We start from the raw sequence: 18,806 nt of genomic DNA, 5'->3' as shown, positions 1-18,806 counted from the left end.
GTTCCGCACCCGGAGCTGACGGTTCGGGGGTTCGTCCGTGACGGGTGGAGGGTTCGAAAGTGACGCCTCGGCGGGCCCGGACCGGTCACCATGGAGCCGTGGGAGAGGGAGAGCAGCCGCGGGCGCTGGTCGAGGTGCGGGACCTGCACGTCCGCTTCGGGGAGGTCGAGGCCGTCGCGGGCGTCCACCTGACGGCGTACGCCGGCCGGGCGACGGCGCTCCTCGGACGCAACGGCGCCGGCAAGTCCACGACGATGCGAGTGCTCGCAGGGGTCGTGCCGCCCACCTCGGGGACGGTGCTCGTCGCCGGGCACGACGTGCACCGGCACCCGCTGGCGGCCAAGCGCGCGGTCGGCTACTGCCCCGACGTCGGCGGCCTGGTCCCGCGGGCGACCCCGTGGGAGCACCTCCAGCTCGCGGCCCGGCTCCGCCGGCTGCCTGCCGGCTGGGAGGACCGGGGACGCGACCTGCTCGAGCGCTTCGAGCTCGGCGACGTGGCGCACCGCGTCACCGCCGGCTTCTCCCACGGCATGGGCCGTCGGCTCTCGGTGGTGCTGGCCGCCCTGCACGAGCCTGAGGTCCTGCTGCTCGACGAACCCTTCGACGGGGTCGACCCCATCGGCGTCGAGGCCACCCTCGACGTGGTCGCCGACGCCCGGGCCCGCGGTGCCGCGGTGCTGGTCTCCACGCACCTGCGCGAGCTCGCGATCGCCGCCTGCTCGACGGTCTCGGTGCTGCGCGGCGGCTCCCAGGTCGCCGAGCTGAGCGCCGAGGAGATGGCCGGCGAGGAGGGCGCGCGTGCCTACCGCTCGCTCCTCGACTGAGCCCCACCGCCACCATCCCGTCGCCGAGGCGGCGCGCGCGGTCGCCGACGTCGGCACCCTGGTCCGCTTCCGCGCCGCGCACGTACGCCGGCCACGCGCCTTCCGCGCCGGGCTGCTCCTCTTCGCGCTGGGCTCTGCGGCGGTCGCGGTGGTCCCGTCCCTCGTGCCCGGCGCGGGGGAGGGCGAGCGTGCCCGCGACGTGCTGATCGTGATGCCGACCGCCCTGGCCGCCCTGGTGCTGGTCTCGGTGGTGGCGGCGGTCGCCTCCGGAGGCGGGCGCGAGCTGCTCGCGCGCGACCCGGCCTCGATCCACCCGGTCAGCCCCACGACCGACCACCTCGGCGCGCTCGTCCTCGCCCCGCTGAACGTCGCGTGGCTGCTGCAGTCCTGGTCGTTGCTCGGCGCGGCGGCGTACGGCACGGGCTGGGGCTGGTCGCTGCTCACGATGCAGGTGGCGATGCTGCTGTGGCTGGTGCTGGCCACGGCCCTGGGGCAGGTCGTCGCGTGGACGCTGGAGGGGCTCAGGCGGCTGCGCTTCGGCGAGGGGGCGCTGCGGGTGGCGACCGTCGCCTCGGTGGCCGCCGTGCTGGTGCTCCAGGTGCGCGGCGACCTGGTGCCGCTGCTCGACCAGGTGCCGACCGTGCGGGTCGTCGCCACCTCCGTCGGCGGCCCCTCCTGGGCGTGGGCCGGGGTCGTCGGCACGCTGGCCGGGCTGGCGCTCGCCGCCGTCGTGCTCGGCGCCGTGCCGGCCCACCTGGCGACGCGGCGGGTCCCGCACGACGAGCTGCGCGTGGAGTCCGGGTCCTATCGCGCGCGCCGGCTGCCCCGCACCGACCTCGCCGTGCTGGTGCGCACCGACCGCGCCTCGGTCTGGCGTGCGGTGCCGATGCGCCGCGGCCTCGCGGTGCTCGCCGTCGGCCCCGGCGTCATCGCGCTCCTCGGTGCGCTGCCGTGGGCGCAGCTGATCATCCTGCCCGGGCTGGTCGCCTCCGGCGGCGCGCTGCTCTTCGGGGTCAACGCGTGGTGCCTCGACGGCCGCGGCGGGCTGTGGCGCGAGAGCCTCCCCGTCGGCCCCGGGACGGTGTTCGCCGCACGCGCCTGGGTGCTCGCGGAGTTCCTGCTCGTCGCCTCTCTTGTGACCGTCGTCCTCGGGGCGCTGCGCGCCGGCGTACCCACCCCCTCCGAGGTCACCGCCCTCCTCGCCATGCTGGCGGTCGTCACCGTCCAGGTCGTCGCTGCCGCCATGCGCTGGTCGCTGGCCCACCCGTACGCCGTCGACCTCCGTTCCGCCCGCGCCACCCCCGCCCCGCCGCTGATGATGGTCGGCTACTCCAGCCGCCTCGCACTCTCCACCACCCTCACCGGGCTGGTGTTCTCCGCCCTCGCCCGCCTCGACGACCCCCTCGCCGCCGTGCTCGTGGCCGTGCCCTTCCTCTGCTGGTCCGGCTTCCGGCTCGCCCGCGCCCACACCCGCTGGACCACCCCCACCGAGCGGGCCCGGGTGGTCGTGACCACCGCCGCTTGAGGCACGTCGCTGTCGGGGCCGCGTCAGGGCGGGGTCCGCGGGGACGGCAGCTGGAAGGACACTCCGTGAGCCTGCTTCACGCGCGGTCCTCCAGCACGAGCTCGCGACGTCGCCTGGACCGCCGGATCGCGAGGTGGAGGACAGCCGGTGAGCCAGGTTCACTCCACGTCCTCCAGTCGAACGGGCTTGTCCACAGGGCCGTCAAGCGGCCGTGCCGAAGACAACTTGACGGGCACATCGTGGGTGACATGGACGAGGTGCAGCGGTTGGTGCGCCGGCAGGCCGGCGTCGTGTCCCGGAGGCAGGCGCTCTCCCTAGGGATGAGCGAGGTGCAGGTGGCGCGGCTCGTGCGCCGACGCGAGTGGGTGCCACTGCACGGCGGCGTGTACGTCGACCACACGGGGCCACCCTCGCGCCGGCAGCGGGAGTGGGCGGCGCTTCTGCTGCACCCGGGGTCGGTGCTCGCCGGTCGCGCCGCCATGTCGGGCGCCGGGATGGAGACGAGCACCCGCCTCGGGGACCCTGTGGAGCTCGCGCTGCCCCACGGCCGAGCACCAAGACGACGGCCGGGCATCACCGTCATGCAGCTGCGCGGCTTCGACGCCATGGCGCTCGTCGACCAGTCGCCTCCGCGGCTGCGCGTCGAGCACGCGGCTCTGCTGCTCGCCTCGACCGCGTTCCGCGAGGACGAGGCGGTCGCCGTGCTCGCCGACGTCGTGCGCAAGGGCACCACGACGCCGTCCAGACTGGCCGCGGCCCTGGACCTGCATCCCAAGCTCCCGCGTCGCGCGCTGCTGCGCGAGGTGCTGGCCGACGTCGCGGAGGGTGCGCAGTCGCCGCTGGAGCGCCGCTACCTGCGCGACGTCGAGCGCGCGCACGGGCTGCCCCGGGGCGAGCGCCAGGTGCGGGAGGTGGCGCGCGTCGTCGACGGGGAGGTGCTGCGGTGGGTGGTGCGCGACGTGAGGTACCGCGGGCAGCGCATGCTCATGGAACTCGACGGCCGGCTCGGCCACAGCGCCGCGCTGGACCGCTGGGACGACCTCCAGCGTGACCTCGACGCAGCCGTCAATGGGGACCTGACCCTACGGTCGGGATGGGCGCAGGTGCTTTATGCGTGCCGCCTTGCGGCGGTGGTCGGACGCGTGCTGCGGGCACGCGGATGGACGGGTACACCGGTGCCGTGCCGCTCTGCCGGGTGCGTGGTCCGACTGGAGGACGCTGCGTGAGCCTGGCTCACGTGTCGTCCTCCAGGTCGGATAGGCGAAGTTGCCGGAGGAGGCCGCAGAGCAGCCGTGGCCGGGATGTGACGCACCCCCCAGAACAGACCGAGCGCCCGGTAGGTTCGCCGCCATGGACTTCGCACCCTCTCCCCGGGCCGCCGACCTCACCGAGCGGACCCGCGCGTTCATCGCCGAGGTCGTCGCCCCGGCCGAGGAGCAGTACCTCACCGACCTGGCCGAGCAGCGGCGTACCGGTGACCCGTGGCAGCCGCTGCCGGTCATCGAGGAGCTCAAGGCCGAGGCCAGGGCGCGCGGCCTGTGGAACCTGTGGATCCCCAAGGACCACGCGGGGGAGTACGCCGCGAGGTTCGGTGTCGACGGGGGGGAGGGGCTCACGAACGTCGACTACGCACCGGTCGCGGAGGCCACGGGCGGCAGCCACCTCGCCCCGCTGGTGATGAACTGCAACGCGCCCGACACCGGCAACATGGAGGTGCTGCTGAAGTACGGCACCGAGGAGCAGCGCAAGCAGTGGCTCGAGCCGCTGCTGGCCGGCGAGATCCGCTCCGCGTTCACCATGACCGAGCCGGACGTGGCGAGCAGCGACGCCACCAACATGGCCGCGACCGCCGTCGTGCACGGCGACGAGGTCGTCATCAACGGTCGCAAGTGGTGGTCGACCGGCGTGGGCCACCCCGACTGCAAGGTCGCGGTCTTCATGGGCCTGCGCGAAACCCCGGAGAAGCTCGAGGATGAGCCCGGCATCGACCGCCACCACCGCCACACCATGGTGCTCGTGCCTCTGGACAGCCCCGGCGTGAAGATCGAGCGGCTGCTGCCGACGATGGGGATGTACGACGAGCCGATCGGCCACGGCGAGGTCTCCTTCACCGACGTGCGGGTGCCGGTCTCCAACCTGCTGCTCGGCCCCGGCGAGGCGTTCGCGATCGCCCAGGGTCGGCTCGGCCCCGGCCGCATCCACCACTGCATGCGCCTCATCGGCCTGGCGGAGATGGCGCTCGAGCGCGCCTGCCGCCGCGGCCTGGACCGGGTCGCCTTCGGCAAGCCGCTGGCCAACCTCGGCGGCAACCGCGAGCGGATCGCCGACGCCCGCATCGCCATCGAGCAGGCCCGGCTGCTGGTGCTCAACGCCGCCTGGAAGCTCGACGTCGGCGGCCCCCTCAACGCGCTGTCCGAGGTCTCCCAGATCAAGGTCGCGGTGCCGCGGATGGCCCTGCAGGTCATCGACTTCGCCATGCAGATCCACGGCGGCGGCGGCATGTCCGACGACCACCCGCTGGCCGGCGCCTGGACCGGCGCCCGCGCGCTGCGCCTGGCCGACGGGCCCGACGAGGTGCACCAGGGCGTCGTGGCCCGCCTCGAGCTCGGCAAGTACGGCGCCCGCCGATGAGCGCGCGGGTCCTCGTGACCGGCGCCGCCTCCGGGCTCGGCGCGGCGCTGTCGGACGCCTTCGAGGCCCGGGGTGACCGGGTCCTGCGCACCGACGTCTCCTACGACGGCTCGGCCGACGGCCTCCACCTCGACATCTGCAGCGACGAGGACTGGGCCGCGGCCCTGGCCCACGTCGAGCAGACCTGGGGCGGCCTCGACGTCCTGGTCAACAACGCCGGGGTCGCGGGAGGGGGGCGGCTCGACGTCGCCACGCTCGAGGAGTGGCAGTGGATCTTCGACATCAACCTCTTCGGGATGGTGCGCGGCATCCGTGCGTTCACGCCGCTGATGAAGGCCCAGGGCAGCGGCCGGTTCGTCAACGTCGCCAGCCTCGCCGGGCTCGTGCACCCCGCGGGCATGGCGTCGTACAACGCGGTCAAGGCCGCGGTCATCGCGCTCACCGAGACCGCCGGCCACGAGCTGGCCTCGCACGGCATCACCGCGCACGCGGTCTGCCCGGGGTTCTTCCGCACCAACCTGCTGGACTCGATGCGCGGTGCCGACACGGCGCTCGGGCACGTCGTCGGCCGGCTGGTCACCGAGTCGCCCATCTCCGCCGAGGACATCGCGGCCGCCGTGCTCGCGGGGCTCGACGCGGGTGAGGAGCTGATCGTGCCCGACGAGCCGGCCCGCGGAGCGGTCGAGCTCAAGCGCACCGACCGGGCGTCGTACGACGCGGTGATGCGGGCGCAGGCCCGCAGCCTCGACAAGCTGGCGGACAGTGCAGGAGGAGAGGCGTGAGCAGCGCCGAGAACACCGCGCGCCCGGTGCGCGACGAGGACGCGTTCGACGTCGACGCGCTGAGCGCCTGGCTCGCCGAGCGCGGCGAGGGCCCGGTCACCGAGGTCCAGCAGTTCCGGGGCGGCGCGTCCAACCTGACCTACCTGGTGCGCACGGACGCCAAGGACCTCATCCTGCGCCGCCCACCGTCGGGCAAGAAGGCCGCGGGCGCCCACGACATGGGGCGCGAGCACGGCATCCAGGCCGCACTGGCGCCGGTCTTCCCGTACGTCGCCACGATGATCGGCCACGAGCCGGACGAGTCCGTCTTGGGCTCGGAGTTCTACGTGATGGAGAAGGTCCCCGGGCTGATCCTGCGCCAGGACCTCCCCGAGCCGCTCGCGCCCGAGGAGTCCGACGCGCTGTGCGGGCGGGTCCTCGACGTGCTGGTCGCCCTGCACTCCGTCGACGTCGCGTCGGTGCCGGCGTTGGCCGCGCTCGGCAAGGGCGAGGGGTACGTCGGCCGCCAGGTCCGCGGGTGGATCCGTCGCCTCGACGGCTCGCGCACCGACGACACCGGTGACTGGTCCGACGTGCTCGCCTGGATCGAGGAGCACCAGCCGGCCGACGTCGGCCAGGTGCTGATCCACAACGACTACCGGCTCGACAACCTCGTCCTCGACGAGGACCTGCAGGTGCGGGCGGTGCTCGACTGGGAGCTCGCGACCGTCGGCGACCCGCTCATGGACCTCTCCTCGATGATCGCCTACTGGGTCGAGGCCGACGACGACGACCTGTTCCAGCTCTTCCGCCGCCAGCCCTCGAACGCGCCGGGCATGTGGACGCGGCGCGAGTGGGTCGACCGCTACTGCGCGCGCACCGGTCACGCCCCCAGCGAGCGCGACCTGGTCTTCTACGAGGTGTTCGGGCTGTTCCGGCTCGCGGTGATCGCCCAGCAGATCTGGTACCGCTACGTGAACAAGCAGACCACCAACGAGTCCTACGCCCTGCTCGGGCAGGTCGTGTCCTACCTCGAGCAGCGCTGCCGGCGCCTGGTGACCGCGGCCGGCGGCGCGACCGCCCCCGGCGCCTGATGGGGCAGCTGCTGCTCGTCCGGCACGGCCAGGCCTCCTTCGGTGCCGACGACTACGACGTGCTGTCGCAGACGGGGTGGCAGCAGGGCCGTCGGCTCGGCGCGCACCTCGCAGCTGCCGGCGTACGCCCCACCGTGCTGCTGCGCGGCGGGATGCGGCGCCACCGCGAGACCCTCGAGGCGATGGTGCAGGGGGCCGGCTGGTCCGGTCCTGCGGTCGAGGAGGACGCCCGCTGGGACGAGTTCGACCACCTCGGCGTCGTCGCCCGCTTCCCGGACCTCCCCGCCGACCCGTTCTCCCTGGACCGCAAGGAGTTCCAGGCGCTCTTCGAGCGGGCCACCGAGCTGTGGACCGCCGGCGGCGACGGGTACGACGAGTCCTGGCACGACTTCGGAGCCCGCACCTCCGCCGCGCTGGCCGACGCGGTCGCGCGCAGCGGCAGCGGGCAGACGGTCGTCGTGGTGACGTCCGGAGGTGTCGTCGGCCTGGTCGCCGCCGGCCTGCTCGGGGTCTCCGGCGCCGCCCTGCCCGACACCTGGCAGCGGCTCAACACCGTCGCGGTCAACTCCGGCGTCAGCCGGGTCCTCGTCGGCCCGCGCGGCACCCGGCTGCTGACCTTCAACGAGCACGAGCACCTGGCCGGGGAGCTGCTCACCTACCGCTAGGTTGGCGGGCTGTGTCCGACCAGGTCTTCAACGCCGTGGCCGCGATCGGCCTCGGCACGATCGCCGCCGTCGTCCTGTTCGTCCCGGTCGCCGCCTACGAGTACCGCCGCGACGGGACCATGAGCCCCGGCGACCTCACGATCCTGCTCTCCGGCGCGGTCTACTCCATCGCCCTGTGGACCTACACGCTGCTCCCGCTGCCGGACCGCGGGTCGTTCCGCTGCAAGGTCCCGCAGACCGACCTGCTCGGCACCATCGGGCTGGTCGGGCTGCCCGACGACGGGGTACGGATGTTCCTGCGCGACCAGGCGGTCCAGCAGGTGCTGCTCAACGTGCTGCTCTTCGTGCCCCTCGGCGTGCTGGTCCGGCTCGTCCTGCGCCGCGGGGTGCTGGTCTCCGCGATCGCCGGTCTCGCCGTGTCGCTGGCGATCGAGATGACGCAACGGACCGGTGTCTGGGGCTTCTACGGCTGCGCCTACCGCAAGTTCGACGTGGACGACCTGCTCGTCAACACGCTCGGCGCGATCGCCGGCGCGTTGATCTCGCTGCCCTGGAAGCGCGAGGACGCCGTGCCACGGCCGCTCCCGACCCGCATCACCTGGGGGCGCCGGCTCGCCGGGATGGTCAGCGACGCGCTGTTCGTGCTCATGGTCGGCGGGCTCGTGGCGGTGCTGTGGCGCGGCCTCATGGTCTTCGTCCTCGACACCGGGGCGCACCGTGACGTGCAGTGGGTGCTGCAGTGGACGGTGCCGTTCGCGCTGCAGGCGCTGTGCGTGCTGGTGCTGGGTCGGACCTTCGGTGAGCTGGTCGTCGCCATCACGACCCGGACCGACCGGCCGGGCTGGACCGTCCCCGGCCGCGTGCTCAAGCTGGCGGCGGGGCTCGGCCCGGTCTACCTGCTCGTCCTGCTGCCGGTCCCCGGCCGCGGTGTGGCCCTGGCGGCGTACCTGCTCGTCACCGTGCTGGCGACGACGGTGCCCGACCACCGCGGGCTCTCGCACACGGTGGCCGGGCTGCGGCTGGAGGTCGAGGGTCGTTCGGTGCGGCCGGTCAGACGAGCTTCTTGAGCACACCCAGCGGCGCGTGCTTCATGACGACCGACAGCGGCGCCCACGGCAGGGCGGGCACGCACGCGGAGTCGACCTGCTTCTCGATGGCCGCGACCATCGCGCGCACGCCCTTGTCGGTGGGGACCATGAGCGGCGTCGACTGCTGGACCTTCTCGTTCATCTCCGAGGCGATGTAGCCGGGGTAGAGCACCGTCACCGTGATCTTCTTCTGCAGCGGCGTGCCGTGCAGCTCGGTGCGGATGCCCTCGGCGAGGTGGGCGACGCCGGCCTTGGTGGCGGCGTACGTCGTCAGCGACTTGGGCATCCCGCGCATGGCCGACATCGACGAGATCATCACCAGGTGCCCGTGGCCCTGCGCGCGGAAGACCTCCATCGCGGCCTCGGTCTGCGCCAGGGCCCCGAGGAAGTTGGTGACGGCGGTCTCGCGGTTGGCGTCGGCGCGGCCGGTGCCGATCGCCGCACCCTTGCCGAGACCGGCGTTGACCACGACGCGGTCGAGCCCGCCGAGCTCCTCGCGCAGGGCGTGCACCACCGTGTGCACGGCCTCGTGGTCGGTCACGTCGAGGGCGGACACCGCCACCCGGCGCTCGGGGTGCGCGGCGAGGATCTCCTCGCGCAGCTCCTCCAGCCGCTCGGTGCGGCGGGCGCAGAGGGCGAGGTCCTCGCCGCGGGCGGCGAGCTGACGGGCCATCTCGGCGCCGAGGCCGGAGCTCGCGCCGGTGATCAGGGTCGTGGTCATGGGGACAGTCTCGCTGCGGCGTACGACATCGGGAGGCGAGGGTTCGGAACTGACGTCTCAAGGGTTCGGAACTGACAGTTCGACGGTGCGGAACCGACGGTTCGGCGATGGCAGTTGCATACCGGGTAGGCAGGGGGCTACGGTCAGTGCATACCGGGTAGGCACTGCGATGGGCGCCGTGCTCCCGCCACCTCGGGAGGAGCCGACCGTGTCGGTCAAGCACGCGCTGCTGTCCCTGCTGGAGCAGGAGCCGATGTACGGCTACCAGCTGCGGCAGGAGTTCGAGAGCCGCACCGGCGGCACCTGGCCGCTCAACGTCGGGCAGGTCTACACGACCCTGACCCGGCTCGAGCGCGACGGCCTGGTCGAGGCCGCCGGCGAGGACGAGGACGGCCACGAGCGCTGGCGGCTCACCGACAGCGGGCACGAGGAGGTCGCGACCTGGTTCACGACGCCGGTCGCCCGCACCCAGCCGCCGCGCGACGAGCTGGCGATCAAGCTGGCGCTCGCGGTCACCGTGCCCGGCGTCGACGTCGGCACCCTGATCCAGCGCCAGCGCAGCGCCTCGATGACCGCGCTGCAGGACTACACCCGGCTCAAGCGGCAGGCCGGCGCCGAGGTGAGCCCCGGGCGCGCCGACCTGGCCTGGGGCCTGGTGCTCGACTCGCTGGTCTTCGCCGCCGAGGCCGAGATCCGCTGGCTCGACCACTGCGAGGCCCGGCTGCGCCGCGCTGCCCAGGAGGCGGCAGCGACGAGCGAGCCTGTCCCGGGGTCCCTCGCGCGAGGAGTGCATGCGACGAGCGGGCGTCGAGACGACGACCGCACGACCCGGAAGGGGGCGCGCCGATGAGCCCCCGCGCCCTGCCCGTGGCCCTGGTTGCACAGCTGACGCGCCGCGAGGACCGCTGGCTGCGGCACTCCGCCGAGCGGCTGCGCGACCGCACCCGTCCGCTGCGCCGCCCCTCCTCGACGGCGCTGGACCCGCGACCCCGCCGCGGCTCGGACGAGGAGGCCGGCCGATGAGTGCCGACCCCACCGCCGCCCTGCGGTTGCTCGACGTCCACCGCGTCCACGGCGAGGGCGAGGCCCAGGTGCACGCGCTGCGCGGCATCACCTTCGCCGCCCACCCCGGCGAGCTCGTCGCGGTCATGGGCCCCTCGGGCTCGGGCAAGTCCACCCTGCTCACCATCGCCGGCGGCCTCGACGAGCCGAGCTCGGGGGTGGTCGAGGTCGAGGGCGTCGACCTGACCGCGCTCGACCGCTCCGAGCGGGCCCGCATGCGGCGTACGTCGGTGGGCTACGTCTTCCAGGGCTTCAACCTCATCCCGGCCCTCACCGCGGTCGAGAACGTCGCGCTGCCGCGCGAGCTCGACGGCGTCCGAGCCTCCCGCGCCCGCCGCGAGGCCATGGAGGCGCTGGAGGAGGTCGGCATCGCCGCGCTGGCCGACCGCTTCCCCGACGACATGTCCGGCGGCCAGCAGCAGCGCGTCGCCATCGCGCGGGCCGTTGTCGGCGAGCGTCGGCTGGTCCTGGCCGACGAACCGACCGGGGCGCTCGACAGCGAGACCGGCGAGGAGATCCTGCGGCTGCTGCGCGCTCGGTGTGACGCCGGCGCCGCCGGCGTGCTGGTCACCCACGAGGCCCGGCACGCGGCATGGGCGGACCGGGTGGTCTTCCTGCGCGACGGCGTGGTCGTCGACGAGTCCGGCAGTGCGCCGGTCGAGGACCTGCTCGGGGCCGGGCGGCTCGGGTGAGCGGGCGCTTCTCGGGAGCGGTGGTCGGCTGGCGCCTCGCGCTGCGCCTGGCCGCGCGCGAGGCCCGTCGCGCCCGCGGGCGCAGCCTGCTGACCCTGGTGATGATCGCCCTGCCGGTCACGGCGGTCTCGATCGCCGACACCGTCTACGCCACCGCGGAGGTCTCCGGCCTCGAGGTGGTGGAGCGCCGGCTCGGGGCGGCCCAGGCCCGGGTCGACGCCGCTGACGCCAGCGGCGACGCCGTCGTCTTCCAGCTGCCCGATCCCGAGGACGGCATGGGTTGGGGCGGGGGCCAGGGCGGCGACCCGCTGACGCTGGCCGAGGTCGAGGACCTGCTCGGCCAGCGGCCGGTGGCGCCGGTCTCCGAGGGCTCGGTCCGCTACAAGACCGCCCTGGGCAGCGGTGATGCCGAGGTGCTGGAGACCGCCCTCGACGACCCGCTCACCGCCGGCCTCGTCGAGCTCACGAGCGGGCGCTGGCCGACCAGCACCGACGAGGTGGTCGTCAACGCCTTCCTGCTGGGCCGGGAGCCTGGCGAGCGGCTCGAGCTCTCCCGCGGGATCAGCCTGGAGATCGTCGGCACCGCCGAGAGCGGCTCGACCACGGGCCGCGCCCGCGCGTACGGCCTCCCGGGCGCCTTCGAGCTCGGAGAGCCCTCCAGCTGGCTGGTCGGCGGGGACCCGGTCGAGTGGGCCGACGTCCGTGACCTCAACGAGCTCGGCGGCGTCGTGACCTCGCGCGCCGTGCTGGCCGACCCGCCGCCGGAGTCCGCGCTCGCACCGGAGGTCCGCTACGGGCAGGACCTGCTCGACGGGCCGCTCGTGGCCAGCCTCGTGCTGGTCGTGGTGATGGTGCTGCTCGAGGTGGTGCTCCTGGCCGGTCCGGCCTTCGCGGTCGGCGCACGTCGCCAGTCCCGCACGCTCGCGCTGGTCGCAGCCGCAGGGGGTACGCCGCGGCAGGCCCGCCGGGTGGTCCTCGCCTCGGGAGTGGTGCTCGGCGCGCTGGCCACCCTGCTGGGACTGGTCCTCGGCGTGCTCGGCGGCGCTGCGGCCGTCCCGCTCGCCGAGCGCATCACGGACCAGCGCTTCGGCCCCTTCGACGTCCAGCCCTGGCACCTGCTCGGCGTGGCCGCCTTCGGCCTGCTCAGTGCCCTGCTCGCGGCCGCGGTCCCCGCCTGGCTGGCCTCCCGCCAGGACGTCGTCGCCGTGCTCGCCGGTCGCCGCGGCGACGCGGCGCCCTCACGACGCTCGCCCGTGCTCGGGGTGGCGCTGCTCGGCGCGGGCGTCGCTGCTGCGGCGTACGGCGCCTCGCGCGGCACCGCGGGCGGCGGCGAGGTCCCGATCGCCGCCGCGGCGATCGTCTGCGTGCTCGGGATGATCCTCCTCGTGCCGCCCGTGGTCTCGGCGGTCGCCCGGGCCGCCCGGCACCTGCCGCTCTCCCTGCGGCTGGCGGCCCGCGACGCCGCGCGGCACCGCACCCGCACCGTCCCGGCGGTGGCAGCGGTCGCCGCCACCGTCGCCGGGGTCGTGGCGCTGGGCGTGGCGATCAGCAGTGACGAGGCCCAGAACCGCGAGACCTACACCGCGACCCTGCCCGAGGGCACCGGCCTGGTCGTCGACTACCGGAGGAACCCCGACTACGAGCAGATCGAAGCCGCCCTGGCCGACGTGGCGCCGGACCTGGCCACGCGGCGTCTGGTCGGGGTCGATCCCGATCACGGGCGCTACACGGAGGTCTCGTTCCGGACCGCAGGCGACCGACCGGGCGACCGACCCGGCGAGGTCGTGCTCTCCTCGTGGGGCGGTGCCCTCGACGCCAGCGTGCTCGTGGCCGACCAGGTGCCCGACGTGCTCGTGGGACTGGACCAGGAGCAGCGCGCCGCGGCCGACGAGGTGCTCCGCGAGGGCGGTGCGCTGGCGTTCTCCGGGCCCGGCAACGGTCTCGGGCCCGACATCGGTGACGACACCGCTGGTGCCAGGGAAGGAGTCGCTCGCAGCGCGGTCGTGCTGCGGGTGCGGGGGCCGGCGGGCTCGCGACGCGTGGTGGAGGTGCCGACGTTCTTCGTGCCGGTCGAGGGCGACTACGCACCGATGCAGGGCGTGCTGTCCACCCGCGCCGCCGAGCGGCTCTCCGCCCCGGTCCACGACGCCGGCCTCGTGCTGGCGGGCCCGGTGTCGCGGGCGGTCGAGCAGGACGTCTCCGAGGTGGTGCAGGGCATGGCCGGCCAGCGCTCCAGCACCTACGTCGAGCGCGGCTACGAGCCGCCCGCCGAGACGGCGGTCGTGCAGCTGGTCTTGGGTGCACTGGGCGCGGTCCTCATGCTCGGCGGCACCCTGACCGCCACGTTCCTGGCGCTCTCCGACGCCCGCCCGGACCTCGCCACGCTCTCGGCCGTCGGGGCCGCCCCGCGCACCCGGCGCGGGGTGGCGGCGGCGTACGCGCTGGTCGTCGGGCTGGTCGGGGCCGTGCTCGGTGCGCTCGTGGGTGCGGTCCCGGGGGTGGCGATCACCTACCCGCTCACGGGCCCGGTCGACTACTCCGGCGCGGGCACCGTCACCGGGCCCAGCCACTACCTCGACGTCCCGTGGCTGCTCGTCCTCGTCGTGGTGGTCGGGCTGCCCGTGCTGACCTCCGCCGTCGTCGGGCTCACCGCGCGCTCCCGGCTGCCGCTCACCGCTCGGGTCGACTGAGGCCGCGGGCGGCCGGCGAAACTGGCTGAGCAGAAAAAGACAGGGTTGACTGTTTGTTAGTCCGACACCCAGGATGAGCGCGTGGTGACCGCAGCGACGACCCGGGTGCCCCAGGAGGAGCGCTCCCGGGCCATGCGCGCCCGACTCCTGGAGGCGACGGTCGAGCTGCTCGTCGAGCGTGGGTTCGCGGGCACCAGCACGACGCTGGTCAGCGAGCGTGCTGGGGTGAGCCGCGGCGCGCAGCTGCACCACTTCCCGACCAAGAACGACCTGGTCGTGGCCGCGGTCGAGCACCTCACCGCCGTGCGCGGTGCGGAGCTCGAGGCGGCCGCCGCGGCGCTGCCCAGCGGTGGCGGGACCCGGGCCGTGCTGACCCTGCTCGGCGACCACTTCACCTCGCCGGTCTTCACCGCCGCACTGGAGCTGTGGGTCGCCGCGCGCACCGACCCGGCCCTGATGGAGGCCGTGGCGCCGCTGGAGCAGAAGGTCGGGCGCGAGGTGCACCGCCTCACCGTCGAGCTGCTCGGCGCCGACGAGTCGGTTCCCGGCGTGCGCGAGCTGGTGCAGGCCACCCTCGACCTGGTCCGCGGCCTGGGCCTGGCCAACACGATCAGCGACGACCGCCGCCGCCGCGAGCGGATCCTCGACCGCTGGGCCCAGACCATCGACCAGGCCCTCGGCGCCGCCCCCGGCACGACCCACGACCCGAACCACGCCACCTCCAGAAAGACGACCTGATGAGCCTGCTCGACGACCTGCTCGACGACCTGACCGCCGAGGGCGACGCCCTCCGCGCGGTGGTGACCGGCCTGGACCCCGACGCCTGGTCCACCCCGACCCCCGCGCCCGGGTGGACCGTGGCCCACCAGGTCGCCCACCTCGCCTGGACCGACGAGCAGGCCGTGGCCGCCGCCCGCACCACCGACCCCGAGCGCTGGCCCGACGGCAAGGCGGCGTGGGACGCGATCGTGACCGCCGCGCTGGCCGACGTCGACGGCTTCGTCGACGCCGGCGCCGAGGAGCTCGCCGCGCTGTCGACCGCGGAGCTGCTCGCCCGCTGGGACCAGGGCCGTACGGCGCTGGGCGAGGCACTTCGGGCCGTGCCGGCCGGCGCGAAGATGCCGTGGTTCGGCCCCCCGATGTCCCCGGCCAGCATGGCCACCGCGCGCTACATGGAGACCTGGGCGCACGCCCTCGACGTCTACGACGCCGTCGCGAACCCCGCGGCCGAGGGCGGCCGGCCGCTGCCGACCGACCGGATCAAGCACGTCGCGCACCTGGGCATCCGCACCCGCGACTTCGCCTACTCCGTGCACGAGCAGACCCCGCCGGGCGAGGAGTTCCGCGTGGAGCTCACCGCGCCCAGCGGCGAGGTGTGGACGTGGGGTCCCGAGGACGCCCCGCAGCGGGTGACCGGCTCGGCGTACGACTTCTGCTGCCTGGTCACCCAGCGCGTGCACCGCGACGACACCGACCTGGTCGCCATGGGCGAGGACGCCGAGCACTGGCTCACCATCGCGCAGGCCTTCGCCGGCCCGGCCGGCGGCGGACGGGAGAAGCAGGCATGAGCGCCGAAACCGCCCGCAGCTTGCTCGTCGGCAACTGCTCCGGCTTCTACGGCGATCGCCTCTCGGCCATGCGCGAGCTGGTCGACGGCGCCCTCGAGGACGGCCGCCCGATCGACGTCATCACCGGCGACTACCTCGCCGAGCTGACCATGCTGATCCTCGGCAAGGACACGATGAAGGACCCGGGCCTGGGCTACGCCCGGACCCACCTGCGCCAGCTCGAGGACTGCCTCGGCGACGCGGTCGAGAAGGGCATCCGGATCGTCACCAACGCCGGCGGCCTCAACCCCGCCGGCCTGGCCGACAAGGTCCGCGAGCTCGCACAGGGTCTCGGGCTCGATGTCGCGGTCGCCCACGTCGAGGGTGACGACCTGCGTGCCCGCGCGCAGGAGCTGGGATTCCCGGGCGCCCTGACCGCCAACGCCTACCTCGGCGGCTTCGGCATCGCCCGCGCGCTCGACACCGGCGCCCAGGTCGTCGTCACCGGCCGGGTCACCGACGCCGCGCTCGTCGTGGGCGCGGGCGCGTCCCACTTCGGCTGGACCCCGGCCGACCACGACGCCCTCGCGGGCGCGGTCGTCGCCGGGCACGTCATCGAGTGCGGCACCCAGGCCACCGGCGGCAACTTCAGCGGCTTCCGCGCGCTGATGAAGGCCGGCATGGACCCCACGAAGCCGCTCGGCTTCCCCGTCGCGGAGCTGCACGCCGACGGCTCGAGCGTCATCACCAAGCAGGCGGGCACCGGCGGCGCGGTCACCGTCGACACCGTCACCGCGCAGCTGGTCTACGAGATCCAGTCCACGCGCTACCTCAACCCCGACGTCACCACCCACCTCGACACCGTCCGGCTCGAGCAGCTCGGCACCGACCGCGTCGGCATCTCCGGCACGGTCGGGTCGCCGCCGCCGGAGAAGCTCAAGGTTTGCGTCAACGAGCTCGGCGGCTGGCGCAACTCCATGGAGCTGGTGCTCACCGGTCTCGACGTCGAGGCCAAGGCCGACTGGGTGCGCGAGCAGGTCTCGCCGCGCCTCACCGCGCAGAGCGTCGAGTGGAGCCGCGTGACCCTCCCCGAGGCCGACGCCGACACCGAGGAGGCCGCCTCCACGCTGCTGCGCTGCACGGTGAAGGACCCCGAGCCCGGCCCGTGCGGCAAGGGGTTCACCGGCCCGCTGGTGGAGAACGCCCTGGCGTCCTACCCCGGCTTCACCATGACCACCCCGCCCAGCCAGCCCACGCCGTACGGCGTCTACCGACCGGCGTACGTCGAGCGCAGCGCCGTCGAGCACGTCGTGGTCCTGCCCGACGGCACCCGCGAGGTCGTGCCCGACCCCGAGGTGACGGCCGAGGCCGTCCACACCGCCGGGCTGCGTCCCACGCCGTTCCCGGCGCCCGCCGACACCCTCACGCGGCGGATGCCACTGGGGACCTTCGTGCACGCGCGCTCCGGCGACAAGGGCGGCGACGCCAACGTCGGGCTGTGGGTCGCCCATGACGGCTCGCCGTCGTACGACGCCCGCGTGACCTGGCTGGCCAAGCTGATGAGCCCGCGCAAGGTCCGCGAGCTCGTGCCCGAGGCGGCGGCGCTGGGCGAGGACGCCGTCGAGGTCCACATGCTGCCGAACCTCGGCGCCGTGAACATCGTGATCAAGGGGCTGCTCGGCGACGGTGTCGCGGCCTCAACCCGGTTCGACCCGCAGGCCAAGGGCCTCGGTGAGTGGATGCGCGCCCGGAGCGTGCACGTGCAGGAGGAGCTGCTGTGAACCCGTCCATCGTCAACGACTCGCCTGTCTTCGCCCTCGGGGCGGAGTTCACTCGACGAGAGATCGCCCCGCATCTCGATGCGTGGGAGGAGGAGGGCATGCTGCCACGCGACCTCCACCGCAGTGCCGCCCAGCAAGGGATCCTTGGCGTGGGATTCCCCGAGGAGTTCGGCGGTTCCGGGGGCGATCTGCAAGACACCAACGACTGCCAGGAGGGGCTGCTGACCGCCGGCGGCTCCAGCGGCGTGCTGGCGTCGCTGTTCACCCACGGGATCGCGTTGCCACACATGGTCGCGGCAGCGCAGCGGGAGGAGGGTGCGGACTGGGCGGGCTTGGTGGAGCGGTATGTCCGACCCACACTCGAGGGGCGGATGATCGGCTCCCTCGCGGTGACCGAGCCGGGCGGCGGGTCCGATGTCGCGGGAATCCGGACCACAGCCGTGCGCGACGGCGACCACTACGTGGTCAACGGCGCCAAGACCTTCATCACCTCCGGGGTGAGGGCCGACTTCGTAACGACTGCGGTGCGTACCGGTGGCCCCGGGCATGCGGGGGTCTCACTGCTCGTCGTGGAGAAGGACACGCCCGGATTCACCGTTGACCGGGCACTTCGCAAGACTGGCTGGCACTGCTCGGACACCGCCGAGCTGGCCTACGTCGACGTGCGGGTCCCCGTCGAGAACCTCGTCGGTCGCGAGAACACCGGGTTCTACCAGATCGCCGAGCAGTTCGTGGTCGAGCGGATCGGGCTCGCCGTGCACGCCTACGGGATCGCGGCTCGCGCGCTGGATCTCACCGTCGCCTACGCCCACGACCGGCACACCTTCGGCCGTCCGCTGGTGGCCAACCAGGTGGTCCGGCACAAGCTGGTCGAGATGCGACGCGAGGTCGAGGTGGCACGCGCCTACGCGCGCGATGTCGCCGGTCGCCACATCGCCGGCGAGAACGTCGTGGCTCAGGCCTGCCTGGCCAAGCAGACGGCGGTCGATGCTGCCACCAAGGTCACATACGAGGCGGTCCAGCTGCACGGAGGCACCGGTTACATGCACGGCACCGAGGTCGAGCGACATGCGCGCGACTCCCGCATCCTGCCCATCGGCGGCGGTGCCAGCGAGGTCTTGGCCGACCTCGCAGCGAAGCTGTTCGGTTACAGCCCACGCAAGAGGGTCGAACAGTGAGGATCGCCGGCCCCGATCGGTTGGCAGAGCCGGTCACCCCTGGAGGAGGCACGATGAGCATCGGACACCCCACCGGCCAGGTCACTGTCGACATCGCCGCCGCACCGCAGGAGGTGTGGGACCTGGTCAGCGACGTGACCCGGATCGGGGAGTTCTCCCCCGAGACCTTCGAGGCCCGCTGGACCCGCGGCAGCACCGGCCCCGAGGTCGGCGCGACGTTCAAGGGCCACGTCAAGCGCAACGGCGTCGGCCCGACGTACTGGTCGGCCTGCAGGGTCACGCGCTGCGAGCCGCCGACCGACACGTCCGAGGGCGTGTTCGAGTTCTCCGTCGGGACCCCCGAGGTGACCATCAACAACTGGGGCTACCGGATCGCCCCCGACGGCTCGGGCGGCTCGAAGGTCACCGAGTACTTCCGGCTCGAGACCAAGCTCCCGATGAAGATCTACTGGCTGCTGCTGGGCTGGTCGCGCGGGAAGACCAACGAGAAGGGTATGCGCACCACGATGGAGAAGATGAAGGCGGTGCTCGAGAAGTGACCGACGCA

The 18,806-nt window shown here is 73.8% G+C and carries 18 protein-coding genes; 17 read left to right on the top strand and 1 reads right to left on the bottom strand.

Annotated features, from left to right (window positions below; translation table 11 throughout):
• The first annotated feature begins 98 nt into the window (after positions 1-98).
• From ACYVID_RS16305 to ACYVID_RS16270, 8 genes are all read left to right on the top strand, one after another.
• Positions 99-824 (top strand): ABC transporter ATP-binding protein, encoded by a 726-nt coding sequence (locus tag ACYVID_RS16305; protein WP_460738838.1) that lies wholly within the window; start codon positions 99-101, stop codon positions 822-824.
• The gene (locus tag ACYVID_RS16300; protein WP_460738836.1) at positions 799-2,349 is read left to right on the top strand and encodes a hypothetical protein; all 1,551 of its coding nucleotides are present in this window, start codon (positions 799-801) and stop codon (positions 2,347-2,349) included. Before ACYVID_RS16305 ends, ACYVID_RS16300 begins: the two co-directional genes overlap by 26 nt.
• A 248-nt stretch (positions 2,350-2,597) precedes the next feature.
• Positions 2,598-3,575: a type IV toxin-antitoxin system AbiEi family antitoxin domain-containing protein gene (locus tag ACYVID_RS16295; RefSeq protein WP_460738834.1), complete on the top strand. Its 978-nt coding sequence runs from the start codon at positions 2,598-2,600 to the stop codon at positions 3,573-3,575.
• 124 nt (positions 3,576-3,699) lie between these two features.
• Positions 3,700-4,980, top strand: coding sequence for an acyl-CoA dehydrogenase family protein (locus ACYVID_RS16290; RefSeq protein ID WP_460738832.1), 1,281 nt, complete (start codon positions 3,700-3,702; stop codon positions 4,978-4,980).
• The gene (locus ACYVID_RS16285) at positions 4,977-5,762 is read left to right on the top strand and encodes an SDR family NAD(P)-dependent oxidoreductase (protein ID WP_460738831.1); all 786 of its coding nucleotides are present in this window, start codon (positions 4,977-4,979) and stop codon (positions 5,760-5,762) included. Before ACYVID_RS16290 ends, ACYVID_RS16285 begins: the two co-directional genes overlap by 4 nt.
• Positions 5,759-6,835, top strand: coding sequence for a phosphotransferase family protein (locus ACYVID_RS16280; RefSeq protein ID WP_460738829.1), 1,077 nt, complete (start codon positions 5,759-5,761; stop codon positions 6,833-6,835). Before ACYVID_RS16285 ends, ACYVID_RS16280 begins: the two co-directional genes overlap by 4 nt.
• A complete protein-coding gene (locus ACYVID_RS16275) occupies positions 6,835-7,500 on the top strand; it encodes a histidine phosphatase family protein (protein WP_460738826.1) in 666 nt (221 codons plus the stop codon). The genes ACYVID_RS16280 and ACYVID_RS16275 overlap by 1 nt, the downstream gene beginning before the upstream one ends.
• 11 nt (positions 7,501-7,511) lie before the next feature.
• Positions 7,512-8,567: a VanZ family protein gene (locus ACYVID_RS16270; protein ID WP_460738824.1), complete on the top strand. Its 1,056-nt coding sequence runs from the start codon at positions 7,512-7,514 to the stop codon at positions 8,565-8,567.
• Here ACYVID_RS16270 and ACYVID_RS16265 read toward each other — a convergent pair.
• Positions 8,551-9,309: an SDR family oxidoreductase gene (locus tag ACYVID_RS16265; RefSeq protein WP_460738822.1), complete on the bottom strand. Its 759-nt coding sequence runs from the start codon at positions 9,307-9,309 to the stop codon at positions 8,551-8,553. The two genes, ACYVID_RS16270 and ACYVID_RS16265, sit on opposite strands and share 17 nt — an antisense overlap.
• A 208-nt stretch (positions 9,310-9,517) precedes the next feature.
• Between ACYVID_RS16265 and ACYVID_RS16260 the strand changes: the two genes are divergently transcribed.
• The 9 genes from ACYVID_RS16260 (at position 9,518) to ACYVID_RS16220 (ending at position 18,798) form a co-directional block, all read left to right on the top strand.
• Complete coding sequence (locus tag ACYVID_RS16260) at positions 9,518-10,159, top strand: PadR family transcriptional regulator (protein WP_460738821.1); 642 nt, start codon at positions 9,518-9,520, stop codon at positions 10,157-10,159.
• Positions 10,156-10,332 carry a hypothetical protein gene (locus ACYVID_RS16255; protein WP_460738819.1) on the top strand — a complete coding sequence of 59 codons (177 nt, stop codon included), beginning with the start codon at positions 10,156-10,158 and terminating at the stop codon, positions 10,330-10,332. Before ACYVID_RS16260 ends, ACYVID_RS16255 begins: the two co-directional genes overlap by 4 nt.
• Positions 10,329-11,063, top strand: a complete 735-nt coding sequence (locus tag ACYVID_RS16250) for an ABC transporter ATP-binding protein (RefSeq protein ID WP_460738818.1) — start codon at positions 10,329-10,331, stop codon at positions 11,061-11,063. Before ACYVID_RS16255 ends, ACYVID_RS16250 begins: the two co-directional genes overlap by 4 nt.
• Positions 11,060-13,753 carry an ABC transporter permease gene (locus tag ACYVID_RS16245; RefSeq protein WP_460738816.1) on the top strand — a complete coding sequence of 898 codons (2,694 nt, stop codon included), beginning with the start codon at positions 11,060-11,062 and terminating at the stop codon, positions 13,751-13,753. Before ACYVID_RS16250 ends, ACYVID_RS16245 begins: the two co-directional genes overlap by 4 nt.
• Before the next feature lie 81 nt (positions 13,754-13,834).
• Positions 13,835-14,491 (top strand): TetR/AcrR family transcriptional regulator, encoded by a 657-nt coding sequence (locus tag ACYVID_RS16240; RefSeq protein ID WP_460738814.1) that lies wholly within the window; start codon positions 13,835-13,837, stop codon positions 14,489-14,491.
• Positions 14,491-15,321 (top strand): TIGR03084 family metal-binding protein, encoded by an 831-nt coding sequence (locus ACYVID_RS16235; RefSeq protein ID WP_460738812.1) that lies wholly within the window; start codon positions 14,491-14,493, stop codon positions 15,319-15,321. The genes ACYVID_RS16240 and ACYVID_RS16235 overlap by 1 nt, the downstream gene beginning before the upstream one ends.
• Entirely contained in the window at positions 15,318-17,081 is a 1,764-nt protein-coding gene (locus tag ACYVID_RS16230; RefSeq protein ID WP_300644112.1) for an acyclic terpene utilization AtuA family protein, read from the top strand. The genes ACYVID_RS16235 and ACYVID_RS16230 overlap by 4 nt, the downstream gene beginning before the upstream one ends.
• Complete coding sequence (locus ACYVID_RS16225; RefSeq protein ID WP_300644111.1) at positions 17,078-18,259, top strand: acyl-CoA dehydrogenase family protein; 1,182 nt, start codon at positions 17,078-17,080, stop codon at positions 18,257-18,259. The genes ACYVID_RS16230 and ACYVID_RS16225 overlap by 4 nt, the downstream gene beginning before the upstream one ends.
• Positions 18,260-18,312: 53 nt before the next feature.
• Entirely contained in the window at positions 18,313-18,798 is a 486-nt protein-coding gene (locus tag ACYVID_RS16220; RefSeq protein WP_300644110.1) for an SRPBCC family protein, read from the top strand.
• Positions 18,799-18,806 lie beyond the last annotated feature (8 nt).

This window comes from Nocardioides ginkgobilobae (assembly GCF_054781275.1).
Note: the sequence above shows the minus strand (reverse complement) of the source record. Positions and strands in the feature narration are given on the sequence as shown.